This window comes from Sphingomicrobium arenosum (assembly GCF_026157085.1).
Taxonomy (GTDB): domain Bacteria; phylum Pseudomonadota; class Alphaproteobacteria; order Sphingomonadales; family Sphingomonadaceae; genus Sphingomicrobium; species Sphingomicrobium arenosum.
In genome coordinates, this window is record NZ_JANPVN010000001.1 from 918,782 (window position 1) to 935,575 (window position 16,794).

General features: G+C 66.0%; 20 protein-coding genes. 13 read left to right on the plus strand and 7 right to left on the minus strand.

The features are described from left to right. Window positions 1–30 precede the first annotated feature (30 nt). From NUW51_RS04355 to NUW51_RS04395, 9 genes are read left to right on the plus strand one after another with little or no spacing between them, the layout of a single operon-like run. A complete protein-coding gene (locus NUW51_RS04355) occupies window positions 31–753 on the plus strand; it encodes a response regulator transcription factor (RefSeq protein WP_265563115.1) in 723 nt (240 codons plus the stop codon). Next, window positions 750–2,327: a sensor histidine kinase gene (locus NUW51_RS04360; RefSeq protein WP_265563116.1), complete on the plus strand. Its 1,578-nt coding sequence runs from the start codon at window positions 750–752 to the stop codon at window positions 2,325–2,327. Before NUW51_RS04355 ends, NUW51_RS04360 begins: the two co-directional genes overlap by 4 nt. 10 nt (window positions 2,328–2,337) lie before the next feature. Beyond that, a complete protein-coding gene (locus tag NUW51_RS04365) occupies window positions 2,338–2,769 on the plus strand; it encodes an HPr kinase/phosphorylase (protein ID WP_265563117.1) in 432 nt (143 codons plus the stop codon). Continuing rightward, entirely contained in the window at window positions 2,766–3,665 is a 900-nt protein-coding gene (rapZ, locus tag NUW51_RS04370) for an RNase adapter RapZ (protein WP_265563118.1), read from the plus strand. Before NUW51_RS04365 ends, rapZ begins: the two co-directional genes overlap by 4 nt. Before the next feature lie 9 nt (window positions 3,666–3,674). Next, window positions 3,675–4,085 carry a PTS sugar transporter subunit IIA gene (locus tag NUW51_RS04375; RefSeq protein ID WP_265563119.1) on the plus strand — a complete coding sequence of 137 codons (411 nt, stop codon included), beginning with the start codon at window positions 3,675–3,677 and terminating at the stop codon, window positions 4,083–4,085. 8 nt (window positions 4,086–4,093) lie between these two features. After that, the gene (locus NUW51_RS04380) at window positions 4,094–4,369 is read left to right on the plus strand and encodes an HPr family phosphocarrier protein (RefSeq protein WP_265563120.1); all 276 of its coding nucleotides are present in this window, start codon (window positions 4,094–4,096) and stop codon (window positions 4,367–4,369) included. 31 nt (window positions 4,370–4,400) lie between these two features. Beyond that, window positions 4,401–5,204: a TrmH family RNA methyltransferase gene (locus tag NUW51_RS04385; protein ID WP_265563121.1), complete on the plus strand. Its 804-nt coding sequence runs from the start codon at window positions 4,401–4,403 to the stop codon at window positions 5,202–5,204. 23 nt (window positions 5,205–5,227) lie between these two features. After that, window positions 5,228–6,076 (plus strand): META domain-containing protein, encoded by an 849-nt coding sequence (locus NUW51_RS04390; protein ID WP_265563122.1) that lies wholly within the window; start codon window positions 5,228–5,230, stop codon window positions 6,074–6,076. Window positions 6,077–6,087: 11 nt separating this feature from the next. After that, the gene (locus NUW51_RS04395; protein WP_265563123.1) at window positions 6,088–6,510 is read left to right on the plus strand and encodes a hypothetical protein; all 423 of its coding nucleotides are present in this window, start codon (window positions 6,088–6,090) and stop codon (window positions 6,508–6,510) included. Between the two features lie 7 nt (window positions 6,511–6,517). On the opposite strand, the gene rmuC is transcribed toward NUW51_RS04395, so the two are convergent. Next, a complete protein-coding gene (gene rmuC / locus NUW51_RS04400; RefSeq protein WP_265563124.1) occupies window positions 6,518–7,909 on the minus strand; it encodes a DNA recombination protein RmuC in 1,392 nt (463 codons plus the stop codon). Window positions 7,910–8,104: 195 nt separating this feature from the next. Here rmuC and NUW51_RS04405 point away from each other — a divergent pair, with 195 nt between their 5' ends. Then, the gene (locus NUW51_RS04405) at window positions 8,105–8,497 is read left to right on the plus strand and encodes a four-helix bundle copper-binding protein (protein ID WP_265563125.1); all 393 of its coding nucleotides are present in this window, start codon (window positions 8,105–8,107) and stop codon (window positions 8,495–8,497) included. A gap of 101 nt (window positions 8,498–8,598) precedes the next feature. Here the strand turns inward: NUW51_RS04405 and def are convergent, their stop codons facing one another. Both def and recR read right to left on the minus strand, forming a co-directional pair. Further along, window positions 8,599–9,135, minus strand: a complete 537-nt coding sequence (gene def, locus NUW51_RS04410; protein ID WP_265563126.1) for a peptide deformylase — start codon at window positions 9,133–9,135, stop codon at window positions 8,599–8,601. Between the two features lie 31 nt (window positions 9,136–9,166). Next, window positions 9,167–9,763, minus strand: coding sequence for a recombination mediator RecR (gene recR, locus NUW51_RS04415; protein ID WP_265587925.1), 597 nt, complete (start codon window positions 9,761–9,763; stop codon window positions 9,167–9,169). Between the two features lie 49 nt (window positions 9,764–9,812). Here recR and fmt point away from each other — a divergent pair, with 49 nt between their 5' ends. Beyond that, on the plus strand, window positions 9,813–10,718 hold the full coding sequence (gene fmt / locus NUW51_RS04420; protein WP_265563127.1) for a methionyl-tRNA formyltransferase: 906 nt from the start codon (window positions 9,813–9,815) through the stop codon (window positions 10,716–10,718). Continuing rightward, window positions 10,715–11,461 carry a tRNA pseudouridine(38-40) synthase TruA gene (gene truA, locus NUW51_RS04425; RefSeq protein ID WP_265563128.1) on the plus strand — a complete coding sequence of 249 codons (747 nt, stop codon included), beginning with the start codon at window positions 10,715–10,717 and terminating at the stop codon, window positions 11,459–11,461. Before fmt ends, truA begins: the two co-directional genes overlap by 4 nt. Here the strand turns inward: truA and NUW51_RS04430 are convergent. Then, a complete protein-coding gene (locus tag NUW51_RS04430; protein ID WP_265563129.1) occupies window positions 11,446–12,681 on the minus strand; it encodes a pyridoxal-dependent decarboxylase, exosortase A system-associated in 1,236 nt (411 codons plus the stop codon). The genes truA and NUW51_RS04430 overlap by 16 nt on opposite strands. Next, a complete protein-coding gene (locus NUW51_RS04435) occupies window positions 12,678–14,138 on the minus strand; it encodes an AMP-binding protein (RefSeq protein ID WP_265563130.1) in 1,461 nt (486 codons plus the stop codon). The genes NUW51_RS04430 and NUW51_RS04435 overlap by 4 nt, the downstream gene beginning before the upstream one ends. A gap of 61 nt (window positions 14,139–14,199) precedes the next feature. Between NUW51_RS04435 and NUW51_RS04440 the strand changes: the two genes are divergently transcribed. Then, complete coding sequence (locus NUW51_RS04440) at window positions 14,200–14,496, plus strand: acyl carrier protein (protein ID WP_265563131.1); 297 nt, start codon at window positions 14,200–14,202, stop codon at window positions 14,494–14,496. Here the strand turns inward: NUW51_RS04440 and NUW51_RS04445 are convergent. Together NUW51_RS04445 and trxB are read right to left on the minus strand one after the other, a co-directional pair. Beyond that, the gene (locus NUW51_RS04445) at window positions 14,493–15,473 is read right to left on the minus strand and encodes a hypothetical protein (protein ID WP_265563132.1); all 981 of its coding nucleotides are present in this window, start codon (window positions 15,471–15,473) and stop codon (window positions 14,493–14,495) included. The genes NUW51_RS04440 and NUW51_RS04445 overlap by 4 nt on opposite strands. Before the next feature lie 325 nt (window positions 15,474–15,798). Then, complete coding sequence (trxB, locus tag NUW51_RS04450; RefSeq protein ID WP_265563133.1) at window positions 15,799–16,767, minus strand: thioredoxin-disulfide reductase; 969 nt, start codon at window positions 16,765–16,767, stop codon at window positions 15,799–15,801. Window positions 16,768–16,794 lie beyond the last annotated feature (27 nt).

Here is a 16,794-nt window from a genome sequence, read left to right on the forward strand (position 1 = left end):
CGCAGCGTCAAAGCGCCAAAGCCGGTTGCAATGACGCAGACAATCGCGCTCGTGGACGACGACCGGAATATCCTCACCTCCGTGTCGATCGCGCTCCAGGCCGAGGGCTTCGGGACCCGGGTCTATACCGACGGGGCCGCCGCCCTGCGTGCCTTCGCGGACAATCCGCCCGACCTTGGCGTCTTCGACATCAAGATGCCGCAGATGGACGGGCTCGAGCTGCTCGGCCATGTCCGCGACATGGACCCGCCGGTCGGCACCATGCCGGTCATCTTCCTTACCTCGAAGGACGATGAGCTGGACGAGGCCGAGGGCCTTTCGGCGGGCGCGGACGACTATATCACCAAGCCCTTCTCGCAGCGCCTCCTCATCGCCCGCATCAAGGCGATTCTCAGGCGGCAGGAGCTCGAACGGTCGAATGGCGACAATGGCGGCGGCGAGGAGGAGGGCAAGCTCGTCACCCGTGGTCGGCTCGAGATGGACCCGGCGCGCCACAAGGTCGCATGGGACGGCAAGCCCGTCACGCTGACGGTCACCGAATTCCTCATTCTCGACAGCCTCGCCCAGCGCCCCGGCGTGGTGAAGAGCCGCAACCAGCTGCTCGATGCGGCCTATCACGACGATGTCTTCGTCGATGACCGGACCATCGACAGCCACATCAAGCGCATCCGCCGCAAGTTCCGCGCGGTCGCCGACGACTTCGACGCCATCGAGACGCTCTACGGGGTGGGATATCGGTTCGGCGAGGAATGATCCCGCCGCACCTCAAATATATGAGCGCGCGCATGCGCGGCGACGTGCCCGCCTTCTGGCGCTACTGGACGCTCGTTCACCGCATCCTGGCGGTCAACATCCTGCCGATCCTGTTCGTCGCCCTGGGCATCCTCTGGCTCGACGCCTATCGCAACCAGCTGCGCGACGAACGCGTCGACCGGCTCGCCAGCGATGCCGCCGCGGCCGCCATGGCCAGCGCCGAAGTGCCCATGGACCAGCGCATCGATCTGCTCGCCGCCTTGGGCTCGGCCGAGCAGGCGCGCCTCAGGATCTATGGCCCCGACGGCAATCTCGTCGCCGACAGCTGGGACGGCGCCGCGCCCACCTATGAACTCCAGGATCCCGCGACCCAGCGCTGGACGAAGAAGGCCGCACGCATCATCGATGCCGGCTTCAACGCGCTCGTCGCCGCCCCGCCGATCGAGCCCTTCGCCGAACCCACGAGAGACCGCGCCGCCGCCTGGCCCGAAATCGCCGCCGCGCGGCGTGCCGGCGATGTCGTCACCCGCGTGCGCGAGGCCCCCGACCGCACCCCCGTCTTTTCCGCCGCCGTCCCGACGCCCCGCGGGGGCACGCTGCTCGCCACCGCCAACGACCGCGACTATACCGACCAGGTGCGCCGCCAGCGCTCGACGCTGGCCATGCTGCTCGGCGCTGCGCTCGCCATCGGCATCGCTCTCTCGCTCTTCCTCGCGCGCACCATCGCGCGTCCGCTACGCCGGATCGCGCTGGCCGCGCACCGCGTGCGCACGGGCCGCTCGCGCCAGGTCAACGTGCCGCGCCTGCCGCGCCGCCACGACGAGGTCGGGGCGCTCGCCCGCGCGGTGAGCGACATGTCGACCGCGCTGCAGGAGCGGATCGACAAGATCGAGGCCTTCGCCGCCGACGTCAGCCACGAACTGAAGAACCCCCTCGCCTCGCTCCGCAGCGCCGTCGACAGCCTCGAACGCGTTGACGATCCCAGGGTTCGCGCCCGCCTCCTCGACGTGGTGCGGCAGGACGTCATCCGCCTCGATCGGCTCATCAGCGATATTGCCGAGGCCGCGCGCACCGACGGCGAGCTCACGCGCGCACAGCTCGAACCCGTCCCGCTCGACGACCTCGCGCGTCACCTCATCCGCGCGTGGGAGGAACGGCGCGAGACCGGCAATGCCCGCTTCTCCCTGACCACGCAGGGCAACGGACCCTTCATCGTCTTCGGCGAACCCATGCGGCTGGCGCGCGCGATCGACAATCTGATCGACAATGCGGTCAGCTTTTCGCCCGCGCGCGGCCGCATCGCGCTCAACCTGTCGCGCGCCGGGGCCATGATCCGACTGACGATTACCGACGATGGCCCGGGAGTTCCGGAGGACGAACGCGACGCCATCTTCCATCGTTTTCATTCGCACCGCCCCGACAAGCGCGAATTCGGGCGCCACTCGGGCCTCGGCCTCGCCATTGCGCGCGCCATCGTCGAGGGGCATGACGGCGACATCATGGTATGCGACCGCGACGACGAGGCCGAGGGCGCCTGTTTCACCATCCTCCTGCCCGGCTGGGAGGGCGCATGAGGACCATCGCATGAGAGACGGATCGAGCGATATCGTCCACGCCTCCTCGGTCGCCATCGGCGGGCGGGTGGTGCTGCTGCTCGGCGCCTCGGGGGCGGGCAAATCGGACCTCGCGCTGCGCCTCATCGATCGTGGCCATGCCCTCGTCGCCGACGATCGCACCATCGTCCAGCGCAAGGGCGACCAGCTCATCGCCTCCCCGCCGCCCACGATCGCGGGCAAGCTCGAAGCGCGCGGGATCGGTATTCTCGACCTGCCGCATCTCGAACGGGCCCCCGTCGCGCTCGCCATCGGGCTCGACGGGCCGGTCGAACGCTATCCGCTCGATGAAAAGGAGCTGACCTTGCTCGGTATCTCGCTTCCCCTCCTGTCGCTCGATGCGCGCGCGCCATCGGCGCCGATCCTCGTCGAACATGCGTTCGCCCGCGAGGTGGCGCGATGAACGCTGCCGACGCTCGCCGCCGACGGCTCCTGATCGTCACCGGCATGTCGGGGGCGGGCAAGTCGACCGCGCTCGACACGCTCGAGGATTGGGGCTGGGATATCGTCGACAATCTCCCCGTCGCACTGCTCGGCGACTATGTCGCGCAGGACATGGGCGAGGATCCGCCTCCCATGGCGGTCGGGATCGACATGCGCAGCCGCGGCTTTTCCGCCGATGCGCTGCTCGCGGCCATGGATGCGCTCGGCGGGGTTCGCGCCGAACTCGTCTTCCTCGATTGCGCCTCTGCCGAACTCACCCGCCGTTTCGACGAGACCCGGCGCCGCCACCCGCTCGCCGCCGATCGCCCGGCCGAGGACGGCATCTGGCTCGAACGCCGCCTGCTCGACCCATTGCGCGAGCGCGCCGATGCGGTCATTGACACCACCGCCTTGAAGCCGGTCGAGCTGCGCGAGGATCTACGCAGCCGCTATCGCGAGGGCGGCGAGAAGCCCGTCATCACCCTCGCCAGCTTCGGTTTCGCGCGCGGAGTCGCGCGCACCGCCGACCTCACCTTCGACATGAGATTTCTCGACAATCCGCATTGGGTCGAGGAATTGCGACCGCTCACGGGACGCGACGAAGCCGTGAAAACTCACGTTTCTTCCGATCCAGCCTATGGCCAGACCATGGACCGGATTGAAACATTGGTCACTGACCTTATTCCGCGCTATTGGGAGGCGGGCAAACATTATCTGACCATCGCTTTCGGCTGCACGGGGGGCCGACATCGTTCGGTGGCAGCGACGGAAGACATGGCCGCGCGCCTTGCGGCACAAGGCCATGAAGTGTCGATCAGGCATCGCGATTTGAAGACGCAGCCCGACGACCGGTACGAGAAGCGGAAACAGAGGTAGAGCGGTTTTATGATCGGTTTGGTTTTGGTCACCCACGGCCGGCTGGCGACCGAGTTCATCACGGCGATGGAACATGTGGTCGGCAAGCAGGATGCGGTCGAGGGCATTTGTATCGGTCCCGAGGATGACATGGAGGCGCGCCGCGCCGACATCGCCGCCGCGATCGAACGCAACGACCAGGGCGATGGCGTCATCATCTTGACCGACCTGTTCGGCGGCACCCCGTCCAACCTGTCGATCAGCCTGATGGGCGACAGCAATTGCGTCGAGGTCATCGCCGGCATCAACCTGCCCATGCTGATCCGCCTCGAAAGCGCGCGAAAGACCATGGACGTCGCCAAGGCGGTGGCCGCCGCGCGCGATGCGGGGCGCAAATATATCTCGGTCGCCTCTGAAATCCTCGGCGAAGCGGCCGCCTGAGAAGACAAATGAGCGTTTCCAAGAAGATCAAGATTTCCAACCGCCGCGGCCTCCATGCCCGCGCCTCGGCGAAATTCGTCAACCTCGTCCACGAAATCGGCGACGGCGTGTCCGTCGAGGTGGAAAAGGACGGCAACCGCGTCACAGGCAAGTCGATCATGGGCCTGATGATGCTCGGCGCCGCGATGGGCGACTGCATCACCATCCATGTCGACGGCGACGAGGCGCAACCCGCGCTCGACAAGCTCGCCGGGCTTGTAAAAGACCGCTTCTACGAAGATTGAGCTTTTTCGCCGGACGCCCTAGGGCGACACCATGCCGCGCGAAATCACCTCTTTCTCCAACAGCACCGTCAAGTTCATCCGCAGCCTGCGCGACAAGAAGGCGCGGCGCAGCGAGGGCCTGTTCCTCGCCGAGGGCCTGCGCATCATCACCGAGGCGCGCGATGAAGGGCATCTGCCAAAGCTGATCGCTTTCGGACCGCAGGGCGCGCAGCATCCGCTGGCGCAAGAGATCATCGCCGCGACCGAAGCGGCAGGCGGCGATGCCATCCTCACCAGTCCCGACATTTTGTCCAAGATGAGCGGCAAGGATAATCCGCAGGCGCTCATCGCCGCCTACGACCAGCCCGACACCTCGCTGGCTTCGCTCAAGCGCGCCGCCGCCGACATCTGGCTGGTCGGCGAGAAATTGCGCGATCCCGGCAATATCGGGACCATCCTGCGCACTGGCGATGCGGTCGGCGCGGGCGGGCTCATCCTCATCGACGATTGCGCCGACCCCTTTGCGGTAGAAACCGTGCGGGCCTCGATGGGCGCCATCTTCACGCAAAAAATCGCGCAGGCGCCATGGGACGAGTTCCTCCCTTGGCTGCGCTCGGGTCCGGGCCAACTGGTCGGCACCAGCCTCCAGACCGAGCACGACTATCGCGACGCCCCCTATGAGGCCCCCGTCTTCCTCCTCATTGGCAACGAGAGCCAGGGGCTCCCCGACGCCTATGAGGCCGAATGCGACCTCTTGGTGAAGATCCCGATGCATGGGCGCGCCGACAGCCTCAATGCCGCCGTGGCCGCCGCCATCACGGCCTTCGAAGTGCGGAGCGCCTGGCGGAACCGCTAAGCCCTGCGGCTCGTTTCGGGGCCATGAAGTATCTCGTCCGCACTGCCGCCACCGCCGGCCTCGCCGCCCTCGTCGCTGCCTGCACGCAGCCCTATGGCGAACGCTACGACCCCTATGACCCCTACGGCTATCCGCCGCAGCAAGGCCAATATCCGGGCGGACAATATGACCCCTATGGCGGCCAGCAGCAGCAGGTCCTGGATCCCTACCGCGCCACGGGCACCGAGCCCTTCTGGAGCCTCACCATCACCCCGCAGGAGATGCGGTTCGACAGCGCCAATGGCCTGCGCGTCGCCGAGGCGACGCCGCGTGCCATCAACGGCTATGCCGGCCCCGTCTATCGCGGCCGCCGCCTCGAAGTGAACATCGTGCGCGGCCAGGGCTGTTCGGACGGCATGAGCGACCGCCGCTATCCCGACCAGGTGCAGGTCTATGTCGACGGGCGCGAATATCGCGGCTGCGGCGCACCCGAGCGCGACTATCAACAGGGGAGCTATGACAACCCCTATGGCACGCCCTCCTACGGTTCGGGCTACGACCAGCCCGCCGTACCGCTCGACCGCACCAGCTGGCGCGTGACCCGCGTCAACGGCCTGTCGGTCCCCTCGGGCGGCTATTATATGAACTTCCAGCCCAACAACCGGCTGAGCGCCAAGTTCGGCTGCAACGAGATGACGGGCGGTTACCGGCTCTACGGCGACCGCCTCGATCTGGGAGGCGGCCTGTCGATGACCCGCATGGCCTGCCCCGACATGAGCTTCGAGACACGCGCCACCAACATCCTGTCGAGCCCGCTACGGGTCGAGATGGACCGCGACGGCGTCACTTTCTCGAATGATCGCGGCCGTATCGACGCCGTGCGCGCCAACTAGGAGTATCGCCGATGAAAGCCCTTGCCCTGCCCGCCCTTGCCGCGATCATGCTGACGGCCTGTGCCACGACGCCGCGCGACCCTTATACCGGCCAGGCGCCCTATGGCGGCCCCATTAATGCGGGCCCCAATTACGACGTCAGCTATTCGGCGGCGGGGGCCAACTGGCGCCTCACCATCGATGGCCAGGCGATGGAGCTCGTCACCGACGCGGGCTTTCGCGCCACCGACACGCTGGTCAGCTTCACCCCGCGTCACAATGAGTCCGACATCTATCAGGGCCAGCGCATGACGATCGAGGCGATCCACGGCCAGTGCACCATCGGCGATGGCGGCCAGACCTATCCGCACCGCGTCACGGTGACGCTGGGCGACCAGAGCTTCCGCGGCTGCGGCCAGAAAAGCATCGTGCCCCCGAGCGGGCGTAGCTACTAGCGCGCCCTCAGGCCGACTTCTTCTGCGCCTCGTTCAGGCCGCCGACCAGCTTGGCGAGCCCGCGCGGGGCAACCTCGACCTGACCGGGCTCGGCCAGTTCCTTGGCGGACGAGGCACCGAAATCCTCGAAGCGCTTGGCCTGGGTGAGCACCTGGCTCTCGAATGAACCGACCATCTTGTTGAACGCATTGTTGGTGCGCGTCAGGTTGGTCTGCATCGACACGATATGCTCGGCCAGCGTCGCGATGCGGCCATGCAGTTCCTTGCCCAAGGCGGCGATCTGCCCGGCTTCCTTGGCGAGCTTCTCCTGCCGCCATACGCTTGCCACCGTGCGCGCGATGGCGACGAGGTTGGTCGGGGTCGCGAGCAGCACCTTGCGCTCGAACGCCCAGTCCCACAGGCTATTGTCCTGCTCCAGCGCTGCGGTCAGGAAATGTTCGCCCGGGACGAACATGATGACATAGTCGGCGCTGTCCTCGAACTGCGACCAATAGGCTTTCGAACCAAGCTGTTGCGCATGGTTCTTGAGGCTCGACAGATGCTGGTTGAGGTGCGCCTGCTTCTTGTCGTCGTCGACTTCCTCGGCCGCGTCGAGATAGGCGTTCAACGAGCATTTGGCATCGATGATCAGCTGGCGACCGCCCGGCAGGTTGACCACCGCATCGGGGCGCAGCTTGCCGTCTTCCCCTTCGACCGACACCTCGGTCTTATAGTCGATATGTTCGGATAGCCCGGCCTGTTCGAGGACATTCTCGAGCGTTTTCTCGCCCCAGCGTCCGCGCGCCTTGGGTTGCGCCCGCAGGGCATTGACGAGATTGCGCGCCTCGTCGCGCACCATGCCCTGCCCCTGCTTGACCTCCTCGACGACCGCTTTCAGCCCCTCATATTGGCCGACGCGCTGCTTTTCGACATTCTCGATCTTCTCGGCCTGCGCCTTCAACAGCTCCTTCAGCGGTCCGACGAGCTGGTTGAGCTTCGCCTCCGACTGCTGGTCGGCCTCCTTGAAGCGGCTGCCGGCCTTTTCGAGGAATTCCTTCTGCGCCTTGTCGAGCATCATGTCGCCGATCTCGCGGAACTGGGTGACCAGTTTGTCCTTGGTTGATTCAAGATCGCGGATGCGTTCATCGACGTTGCGCTTGTCCGCCTCGTATGCGGCATTTTTCTGCATCGCCTCGTCGCGTTCGTGCGTCACCGCCTCGAGCAGCGACTTCACCTCCCCCATGCGCTTATTCTCTTCCTGCATCACCGCCACGTCGCGATCGGCAACCGACAATTTCTCGCGCAGGAACTCGGCTTCCTTCTCGAGCGGCTCCAGCCCGCGCGAGGCGGCCTTCCAGCCGGCGAACAGGCCGAGCGCCGTGCAAAGAATGGCGACGAGCGCGATGATCAGCGCGTCCATGGTGAATTCCCTCAAATCTCAAACTGTCGAAGATCTAAGGACTAACCCTTACCGGGCGATTTCCAAAATCCAATTTGAGTTAACTGCCCGCCTGATAACCACTTTTTCGTCTCCGCCGCAAAAAGCCGCACTTCTCCGGGAACCGCGCCCCCTCCTCCATCGTCGATGACAGGCACTCAGGAGGGAGAATTTTCCATGTCGATCCGCAAGATGATCTCGTACCACCCGGACGTTCAGGGTCATAATAACGAGCCCCTGGGAGATGCCGTCCATCACGCCATGTATTGCGCGATGATGTGCATGAGCTGCGCCGATGCCTGCTCGGCCGAGGAAATGGACATGACGCAGTGCGTGCGCACCTGCTCGGATTGTTCGGACGTCTGCACCGCCACCGCCCGCCTCGGCGCGCGCCGCTCGGGCTCGAACGAAGCCGTCCTCAAGGACATGCTCGAACTGTGCGCGCGCGTCTGCGATGCCTGCGCGCGCGAGTGCGAAGGCCATGACAATCCGCACTGCAAGCTGTGTGCGCAGATCTGCCGCGAATGCGCCGAGGATTGCCGCAAGGCCGCGCAGACGATTTCGGCCTAAATCAAGACCATGCCGTCATCCCAGCGAAGGCTGGGATCCATGTCTACGCGAATATTCCCGATAGCATGGGCCCCAGCCTGCGCTGGGGCGACGCATCAAGGTCAGGCGGCCACCCGGCCGGTCTTCCGCATCTTGGCGAGCTTCTTCAGCACCATGTCGCGCTTCAGCTTCGACAGATGGTCGATGAAGAGCACGCCTTCGAGATGATCCATCTCGTGCTGGAGGCAGACCGCGAGGAGGCCGTCGATCTCCTCCTCAAATTGCTTGCCATTCTCGTCGAGCCAGCGCGCCTTGATGCGGTCGGGGCGCATGACGTCGGCGAACTGCTCGGGGACCGACAGGCAGCCCTCGGTATAGGGAATGTCATTCTCCGAGGTCTCGAGGATCTCGGGGTTGATGAAGACACGCGGATCCTTGACCGGCTCGCCGCCCTCTTCCTCGGGCTCCTGTAGGTCGATCACGAGGATGCGGATGGGATGCCCGACCTGCACCGCCGCCAGCCCGATGCCGGGGGCGTCGTACATGGTCTCGAACATGTCCTCGATGAGCTTGCGATGCTCGTCGGTGACTTCGTCAACGGGCTTGGAAATCTGCCGGAGCATGGGGTCCGGGGTCTCGTAGATCGGTAATATGGCCATGGCGGCTATCTAGGAGCGAAACGCCCCGATTTCAAGCGACTGGACGCCGTAGCCGCAGCGCTTGCGCCAGCGTGCCTTCGTCGAGATAATCGAGCTCGCCGCCGACCGGCATGCCGCTCGCCAGCTGGGTGATGCGCAGCGGAAAGCGCTCCAGCCGCTCGGCGAGATAATGGGCGGTGGTCTGCCCCTCGAGGGTGGCGTTCATCGCGAGCACGACTTCCTCGACCCCGCCCGCCTCGATGCGCGCCACGAGCTTGTCGATGGCAAGGTCCTCGGGACGCACACCGTCCAAGGCAGACAGCCGCCCGCCGAGCACATGAAACTTGCCGGGGAAGAGCTTGGAGCGGTCGAGTGCCCACAGGTCGGCAACCTCCTCGACGACGCAGAGCGATTTCTCGTCGCGGCGCGGGTCGGTGCAGATGCCGCACGGATTGTGCGTGTCGACATTGCCGCAGATATCGCAGGTCTCGAGCGTCTCTGATACGGTTTCGAGCGCCTTCAACAGCGGCACGAGGCTGGTCTCGCGCTTCTTGATGAGGTGCAGCACCGCGCGCCGCGCCGAGCGCGGTCCTAGACCCGGGAGCCGGGCGAGCGCCTGCGTGAGCGCGTCGAGTTCGGGCGATGCCATGGCAAAAGGACATAGGAATATCCGCGGCAATGCGCCATAGGCTGCGGCCATGCGTGTGATCATGATGGGAAGCCCCGATTTCGCCGTGCCCACCCTCGACGCCATCGTCGAGGCCGGGCATGAGCTCGTCGCCGTCTACAGCCAGCCGCCTCGTCCCGCAGGTCGCGGCAAGAAGGAACAGCCGACCGCGGTCCACGCGCGCGCCGAAGCACTCGGCATCCCCGTTTTCACCCCAAAGTCGCTGAAGAAGCCCGAACCGCAGGCACAGTTCGCCGCGCTTGAGGCCGATGTGGCGATCGTCGCCGCCTATGGCCTGATCCTGCCGCAGGCGGTGCTCGACATGCCGCGGCTCGGCTGCGTCAATGTGCATGGTTCGATCCTGCCGCGCTGGCGGGGGGCGGCGCCGGTGCAGCGCGCGATCATGGCGGGCGACGAAACGACCGGCGTCACGCTGATGCAGATGGAAGCCGGGCTCGACACGGGGCCGATGCTGATGAAGCGCGAAACGCCCATCGCCGCCAAGGACGCCGCCGCGCTGACCGAGGAACTGGCGCACATGGGCGCCGACATGGTGGCCCAATGGCTCGCCGACCCGCAGGCCTTCACCGCCGAGGCGCAACCCGAGGGCGGCGTCACTTACGCCGCCAAGATCGACAAGGCCGAGGCGCGGGTCGACTGGTCGCAGCCCGCCACCCACGTCCAGCGCCACATCCAGGGCCTCTCCCCCTTCCCGGGCACCTGGACCGAGCATGACGGCACGCGCCTCAAGTTGCTCGCCGCCGACCCCGCGACAGGCAGCGGCGCTCCCGGCACCGTCCTCGACGACGCGCTGACCATCGCCTGCGGTGACGGCGCGATCCGCATCACCCGCGCCCAGCGCGCGGGCAAGGGCGCGCAGGATGTCGGCGAACTGCTTCGCGGCTATGCCATCGGCAAGGGCGATCGCCTGTCGTGACCCGCTGGCGTCTCACGGTAGAATTCGACGGTCAGCCCTTCATGGGCTGGCAGCGACAGGATCACGGCCCCTCGGTGCAGCAGAGCATCGAGGAAGCGGTTCAACGCATGACCGGCGAGGAAGCGCGGATCCACTGCGCGGGCCGCACCGATGCGGGCGTCCATGGCCTTGCCATGACCGCCCATGTCGACCTCGACAAGGACCTCACGCCTTTTCGCCTTTGCGAGGGCCTCAACGCGCTGCTGCGCCCCGACCCCGTCGCCATCCTCGCTGCCGAGCCGGTCGCCGACGACTGGCACGCCCGTTTCAGCTGCATCGGGCGTCGCTATCTCTATCGCATCCTCAACCGCCGTGCCTCCGCGACGCTGACGCGCGGAAAGGTCTGGCACGTGCCGCAGGAGCTCGATGTCGACGCCATGGCAAAGGCCGCGCGCCATCTCGAAGGGCATCACGACTTCACCACCTTCCGTTCGGTCAATTGCCAGTCGCAAAGCCCGGTCAAGACGCTCGACCGCCTCTCCGTCGAGCGCGCGGGCGATGAAGTGCATTTCCACGTCGCCGCGCGCAGCTTCCTCCACCACCAGGTTCGCTCGATGGTCGGTACGCTCGCGCTCGTCGGCAAGGGACAATGGACTCCCGACGACGTGCGCGCCGCATTGGAAGCCAAGGACCGCCAGGCATTGGGCCTCAATGCGCCGCCCGACGGTCTCTATTTCGTCGAAGCGCTCTACCCCGAGGACTGAGCCAGCATCTCCAGCGCCTTGGGCTGCGAGAGGAAGTCGTGCGGGCTCGCGGTCAGCCCATAGGCGCCCGCACAGAAGATCGCGATATCGTCCCCGACCTGCGTGTCCGCCGGCATCATCACCTGGTCGCCCAGCAGGTCGAGCGGGGTGCATAGCCGCCCCACCACGTTCATCGACACGCTGGCCTCCTCGGCGAAGCGCGTCGCATTGACGATGGGGTAATTGCGCCGGAGAAACTGCCCGAAATTGCCGGTCGCCGCGAGCATGTGCTGGAGGCCCCCGTCGGTCACCGCGAAGGTCTGCCCCCCGCTCTTCTTGATGTCGAGGATGCGGGTCAGATAGACCCCCGCCTCGCCCACGAGCCAGCGCCCCAGTTCGACAATCAGCTTGGTGTCGGCGAACTCCTCGGGCAGCCCTTTCAATACCTGCCCCAGCCCTTCGCCGATCACCCGCAGCGACAGCGGCGTCTCGCCCGCATAATAAGGAATGCCGAACCCGCCGCCCAGATTGACCTCGGCGGGCATTTCGCCGGTCTTCTGCGTGATGTCGACGACCAGATCGAGCGTCGCCTTCTGCGCCGCCACAATGGCGTCTTCCGACAGGCTCTGCGATCCGGCGTAGACATGATAGCCGCGAAAATCGACCTGCTGGTCGATCAGCCAGGCGACGAGGTTGGGGACCCGCTCGCTATCCACGCCAAAGGCCGAGGCGAGCCCGCCCATCTTCATTCCCGCACCTTTCAGCAGGAATGGCGGATTGACCCGCACCGCCACCTTGGGGCGGATACCGACATGGGTGGCGATATCGCACAATCGCTGCGCCTCGCCCTCGCTTTCGACATGGACGACCACGCCTGCGCGCAGCGCCGCCTCATGATCGGGCAGGCTCTTGCCCGGTCCCGCGAGCGACTTGGGCAGATCGTGATGCGCCACCCGCGCGATCTCGCCGCGCGAGGCGAGATCGAAGCCGTCGACCAACCCCGCCATCCGGTCGAGCAGCGGGCCGAAGGGATTGGCCTTGACCGCATAATGCAGCGCGAGTCGCTCGGGCATGGCAGCGCGAAAGGCCGCGACCTGGCGCTCGATCCGCTCCACGTCGTAGAGGAACAGCGGCGTCCCCCCCGCCTTCTCGACCCAATAGCCGACGGGATGCCGTTCGATTTCGAGCGCGCCATTGGGCGCTGCCACAAAGCCCGCCGGAACTGCCCCCATTGCCTTCACTGCATCGCCTCCAACGCCTTGCGGTCGACCTTGCCGGTCGCCCCCTTGGGAAAGACGTCATGCCACAGGATATGCCGGGGCAAGAAGTGCGAAGGTGCGGCACGCCGAAAATGGGACATTAAAGCCGCGTCATCGCCATCACCGACCACGTGCAACACGATCGCCCCCCCCAGCGCCGCGTCGGGCATGGCCGTCACTACCGCCTCGCGCACCCCCGCCGCGCCGAGCGCCACTTCCTCGACTTCGGTCGGGCTCAATCGGTTGCCCGACACCTTGATCATCGCATCGGCGCGCGAGCGGAAATAGAGAAGCCCCTCTTCATCGCGCACGAAGCGATCCCCCGACCACACCGCCGTGCCGCCATAGCGGCTATGCGCGGGCGCGGGACGGAAGCGCTCGGCGGTTTTCTCGGGGGCTTGCCAATAGCCCTGTGCCACCAGCGGCCCCGCTTGCACCAACTCGCCTTCCTCGCCCGGATTGCAGGGACTTCCGTCCTCGCGCACCACCATCAGCTCGGCATGCGGAATGGCCCTGCCGACGCTGCCCCGATGCGTGTCGGCCAAGTCGGGATCGAGACTGGCGGCGCGGAAGGCTTCGGTGAGGCCGTACATGAGATGCACGCGCGCTTGCGGAAAACTCTCTTTCAGCTGGCGATAGAGCGGCTCGCTCATATGCCCGCCGGTATTGGTCAGCGTCCGAAGCTCTCTGCCCGCCTCGCCCCAGTCGAGTGCGACCAGCTGGTGCCACAAGGGCGGGATCCCGCCGAGATAATTGGCCCGGTGGCGCAGCACCGCCTTCTTCACGTCATTCGGCAGCAGATAGTCGAAGCCGATCGCGCAGCCCCCGCCGCGCCAGGTCGCGAGCAACTGGTTCTGCCCATAATCGAACGCCAGCGGCAGCACGGCCAGCGTCCGCGTCTCGGGCGTGATCGCGCTATAATCCGCCACCGCCTCGGCCCCGAGCCACAGATTGGCATGGCTCAGCATCACTCCCTTGGGGGCACCCGTGGAACCCGAGGTGTAGAGCAAGGCGACGAGGCCGTCCGGATCATGATCCGACGCGCCCATCCCTGCGCCCTCCAAGGCCAGCGGATCGATCCAGCTCACCGGCACATCGCTGTCGACCGAGCGCGCGCGCAATTCGTTGGCAAGCAGCAGCCGCGCCCCGCTGTCGGCGAGGATATACGCGACCTGGCGCGCTTTCAGCACCGGGTTGATCGGCACATGGACCAGCCCCGCCCGCGCCGCCGCCATGGGCATCAGGCAGGTCACCATGTCCTTGCCGCCATAGCTTGCCACTCGGTCGCCGGGCGCCAGCCCCTCATCGATCAGCCAGCGCGCCAGCCGCCCCACCGCCTGCTCCATCGCGCCATAGGTCAGCACCTCCTCGCCCAATTCGAGCGCGGGGGCTTCGGGCGCCCCGAAGCGGGTGAGATGATCGAGCGGCTGTGCCTTCATGTCCTTCGCCCTAGCGTCAGTCTTGCGAAAAGCCCACGCCTTGACTATCGCCGCGCCCATCATGAGCGCAGTCGAGCAACCCCAGGACGCCCAGAGCGATGCCGCCACGGTCGACGCCACCGTCGCCGACCTCCTCGTCGAGATCGTCGGTCTCGATGCCGATCAGGTGTCGCGCATGGACGAGGCGTCCGAACTGTTCGGCGCGCTGCCCGAATTCGATTCGATGGCGGTGGCGCAGTTCCTGACCGCGCTGGAAGAGCGCCTCGGCGTCCTCATCGAGGACGATGACGTCGACGCCGAGGACTTCCTCACCTACGGCCGCCTCATCGCCTTCGCGCGGCGACTGGCGCTGGGCTAGCGCCGCGCCGTCACCGACCCGACGGCTACCCAGCTTTCACCTTCGGCACCAAAGCTGTCGATCGCAAAGGAATAGCCTGCCTCGCGGCCCTGCGGACCGAAGAACCAGCCGCTGAAATTGGCGGCGCCCACCGCGCGATCCGATCCGAAGATCCCGCCGGAGAAGCTGGCGACGCTGCCGTCGATCGACGCTTCCCCGTAATAGGATCCGAGGTCGGTCCGCGTTTCCGACAGGCTGCCTCCCATGAATTGGCGTCCGACGAGATCGATGGTGGTGAGGATCTCGCCCGTCGACGGATTGGCGCTGAGCGTCACCACGCTCTCGCTCAGCTCATATTGGCCCGCCAAGGCCCCGCCTGTCACGAGCAACGTCCCCAACACCGAGAAGGCGCTGTATCGCAAGGTCGAGGTCGGGAGCGTGTCGTCGAGCCTGGTCGGCACGCCGAACACGCAGAAATAGTCCGACAAGGCGGCGTCGGGACGGGCGATCATGCGCGCGGTGCGAACATATTCCGGCGCCTGGCTCCCCAGAGCGCGCGCACCGATGGCGAAGCGCGTGTCGAAACCCTTGCCGTCGGCCTTGCGGTACACAGGCTCGCTGCTGGAAGACGTCGGACTCCGGTCGCTCGGCGAGAAGGTGTAGGAGAAGGGCGCATCGCTCGCCCCCTCGACCGTCCAGCTATCGCTATCGGCCAGATAGTCGATGTTGAGCGAACTGCCGACATCGGGAAAGGCACCGAAACCGCTGGAAAGCCAGGGCTGCGAACCGTTGAAAAAGATGGTGCACGCGCTGTCGAACGAACGGTTGCCAGTCAGTTGCGCGAAGGTCGAATAGGTCGCTGGCGCGGGCGTCGGCGTCGGCGACGGCGACGGTTGAGAGACCGGCGGCGGGCTCGGCGCCTTCTCGCTTCCACCACCGCCACAAGCGGTGAGTGCGAGGACCATGAGGGAAGCGGAAAGGATCTGGATCGACTTCATGTCGCGACTTTCAAACGAAGGTGAAAACACGTCGCATCGATACGCCGCGCCCCGTGCAGCACGGAATTAAATTTGATCGAGCGCGCGGCCAGCCGCTGTGGCTGGAAAGTTTCACTTTAGCGTTGGATTTTGGCCATCGTGGAGCTTTGTTCCAAATCGGGTGACGTGTGGGTCACAACATTCGGGGGCGACTCGGGAAAAATGTGTCCGCCCTGCATCACCGAAGCGGACAAGCGTGATCCATCGGAAGGTCAACGCCCCCTTCATCGTCATTTTTCTTGGGATCGAGCGTCCGATGCAGCCGATGGACTGCACCATGCACCGTCTATTCGGCCGCGGCCTTCTCGGCGAACTCGAGCTCGGCGAGATAGCGCTCGGCGTCGAGCGCGGCCATGCAGCCGGTGCCGGCCGCGGTGACCGCCTGGCGGTAATGCTTGTCCATCACGTCGCCGCAGGCATAGACGCCCGGCACGTTGGTGCGCGGGGTGCCGGGTTCGGTAACCAGATAGCCGTCGCTGTCGACCTCGAGCTTGCCCTTGAACAATTCGGTCGCGGGCGCGTGGCCGATGGCCACGAAGGCGCCCTCGCACTCGACGCGGCTAACCTCGCCCGTCTTGGTCGACTTGACGTCCAACCCGATCAGCGCCTGCGGGTCGCCGCCAAGCAAGAATTCCTCGACCTGATGATCCCACAGCACGGTGATCTTCTCATTGGCGAAGAGGCGGTCCTGCAGGATCTTCTCCGCCCGCAGGCTGTCGCGGCGGTGGATCAGCGTGACGTCGTCGCTGTGATTGGTGAGGTACAGCGCTTCCTCCACGGCCGTGTTACCGCCGCCGATGACCGCGACCTTCTTGCCGCGATAGAAGAAGCCGTCACAGGTCGCGCAGGCGCTCGCGCCCTTGCCCTTGGCATGTTCTTCCGACGGAAGGCCGAGCCACTTGGCCTGCGCACCCGTCGCGATGACGAGCGTGTCGCAGGTATAGACCGTGCCGCTGTCGCCGGTCAGGCGGAAGGGCCGCGTCGACACGTCGACGTCAATGATGTGGTCCCAAACAGGCTCGGCGCCCACATTGACCGCCTGCGCCTTCATTTCCTCCATCAGCCAGGGCCCCTGGATGACGTCGCGAAAGCCGGGGTAATTTTCTACCTCGGTGGTGGTGGTGAGCTGGCCGCCGGGCTGGATGCCCTCGACGACGATCGGCTTCATGCCGGCGCGCGCGGCATAGATGGCGGCGGTCCAGCCCGCCGGGCCCGACCCGAGGACGAGCATCTTGGAATGTTTGGTGTCAGTCATGATCGCAAACCTATGCAGCGCGGGACG

Bases quoted from the DNA above. Each gene is read 5' to 3' on its own strand.
- NUW51_RS04380 (WP_265563120.1), top strand. From the start codon at position 4,094: ATGAGCGTTTCCAAGAAGATCAAGATTTCCAACCGCCGCGGCCTCCAT.
- NUW51_RS04360 (WP_265563116.1), top strand. From the start codon at position 750: ATGATCCCGCCGCACCTCAAATATATGAGCGCGCGCATGCGCGGCGAC.
- recR (WP_265587925.1), bottom strand. From the start codon at position 9,763: ATGGCATCGCCCGAACTCGACGCGCTCACGCAGGCGCTCGCCCGGCTC.
- NUW51_RS04375 (WP_265563119.1), top strand. From the start codon at position 3,675: ATGATCGGTTTGGTTTTGGTCACCCACGGCCGGCTGGCGACCGAGTTC.
- NUW51_RS04445 (WP_265563132.1), bottom strand. From the start codon at position 15,473: ATGAAGTCGATCCAGATCCTTTCCGCTTCCCTCATGGTCCTCGCACTC.
- NUW51_RS04385 (WP_265563121.1), top strand. From the start codon at position 4,401: ATGCCGCGCGAAATCACCTCTTTCTCCAACAGCACCGTCAAGTTCATC.
- NUW51_RS04435 (WP_265563130.1), bottom strand. From the start codon at position 14,138: ATGAAGGCACAGCCGCTCGATCATCTCACCCGCTTCGGGGCGCCCGAA.
- NUW51_RS04440 (WP_265563131.1), top strand. From the start codon at position 14,200: ATGAGCGCAGTCGAGCAACCCCAGGACGCCCAGAGCGATGCCGCCACG.
- NUW51_RS04395 (WP_265563123.1), top strand. From the start codon at position 6,088: ATGAAAGCCCTTGCCCTGCCCGCCCTTGCCGCGATCATGCTGACGGCC.
- trxB (WP_265563133.1), bottom strand. From the start codon at position 16,767: ATGACTGACACCAAACATTCCAAGATGCTCGTCCTCGGGTCGGGCCCG.
- NUW51_RS04405 (WP_265563125.1), top strand. From the start codon at position 8,105: ATGTCGATCCGCAAGATGATCTCGTACCACCCGGACGTTCAGGGTCAT.
- NUW51_RS04355 (WP_265563115.1), top strand. From the start codon at position 31: ATGACGCAGACAATCGCGCTCGTGGACGACGACCGGAATATCCTCACC.
- rapZ (WP_265563118.1), top strand. From the start codon at position 2,766: ATGAACGCTGCCGACGCTCGCCGCCGACGGCTCCTGATCGTCACCGGC.
- NUW51_RS04390 (WP_265563122.1), top strand. From the start codon at position 5,228: ATGAAGTATCTCGTCCGCACTGCCGCCACCGCCGGCCTCGCCGCCCTC.
- NUW51_RS04365 (WP_265563117.1), top strand. From the start codon at position 2,338: ATGAGAGACGGATCGAGCGATATCGTCCACGCCTCCTCGGTCGCCATC.
- fmt (WP_265563127.1), top strand. From the start codon at position 9,813: ATGCGTGTGATCATGATGGGAAGCCCCGATTTCGCCGTGCCCACCCTC.
- rmuC (WP_265563124.1), bottom strand. From the start codon at position 7,909: ATGGACGCGCTGATCATCGCGCTCGTCGCCATTCTTTGCACGGCGCTC.
- def (WP_265563126.1), bottom strand. From the start codon at position 9,135: ATGGCCATATTACCGATCTACGAGACCCCGGACCCCATGCTCCGGCAG.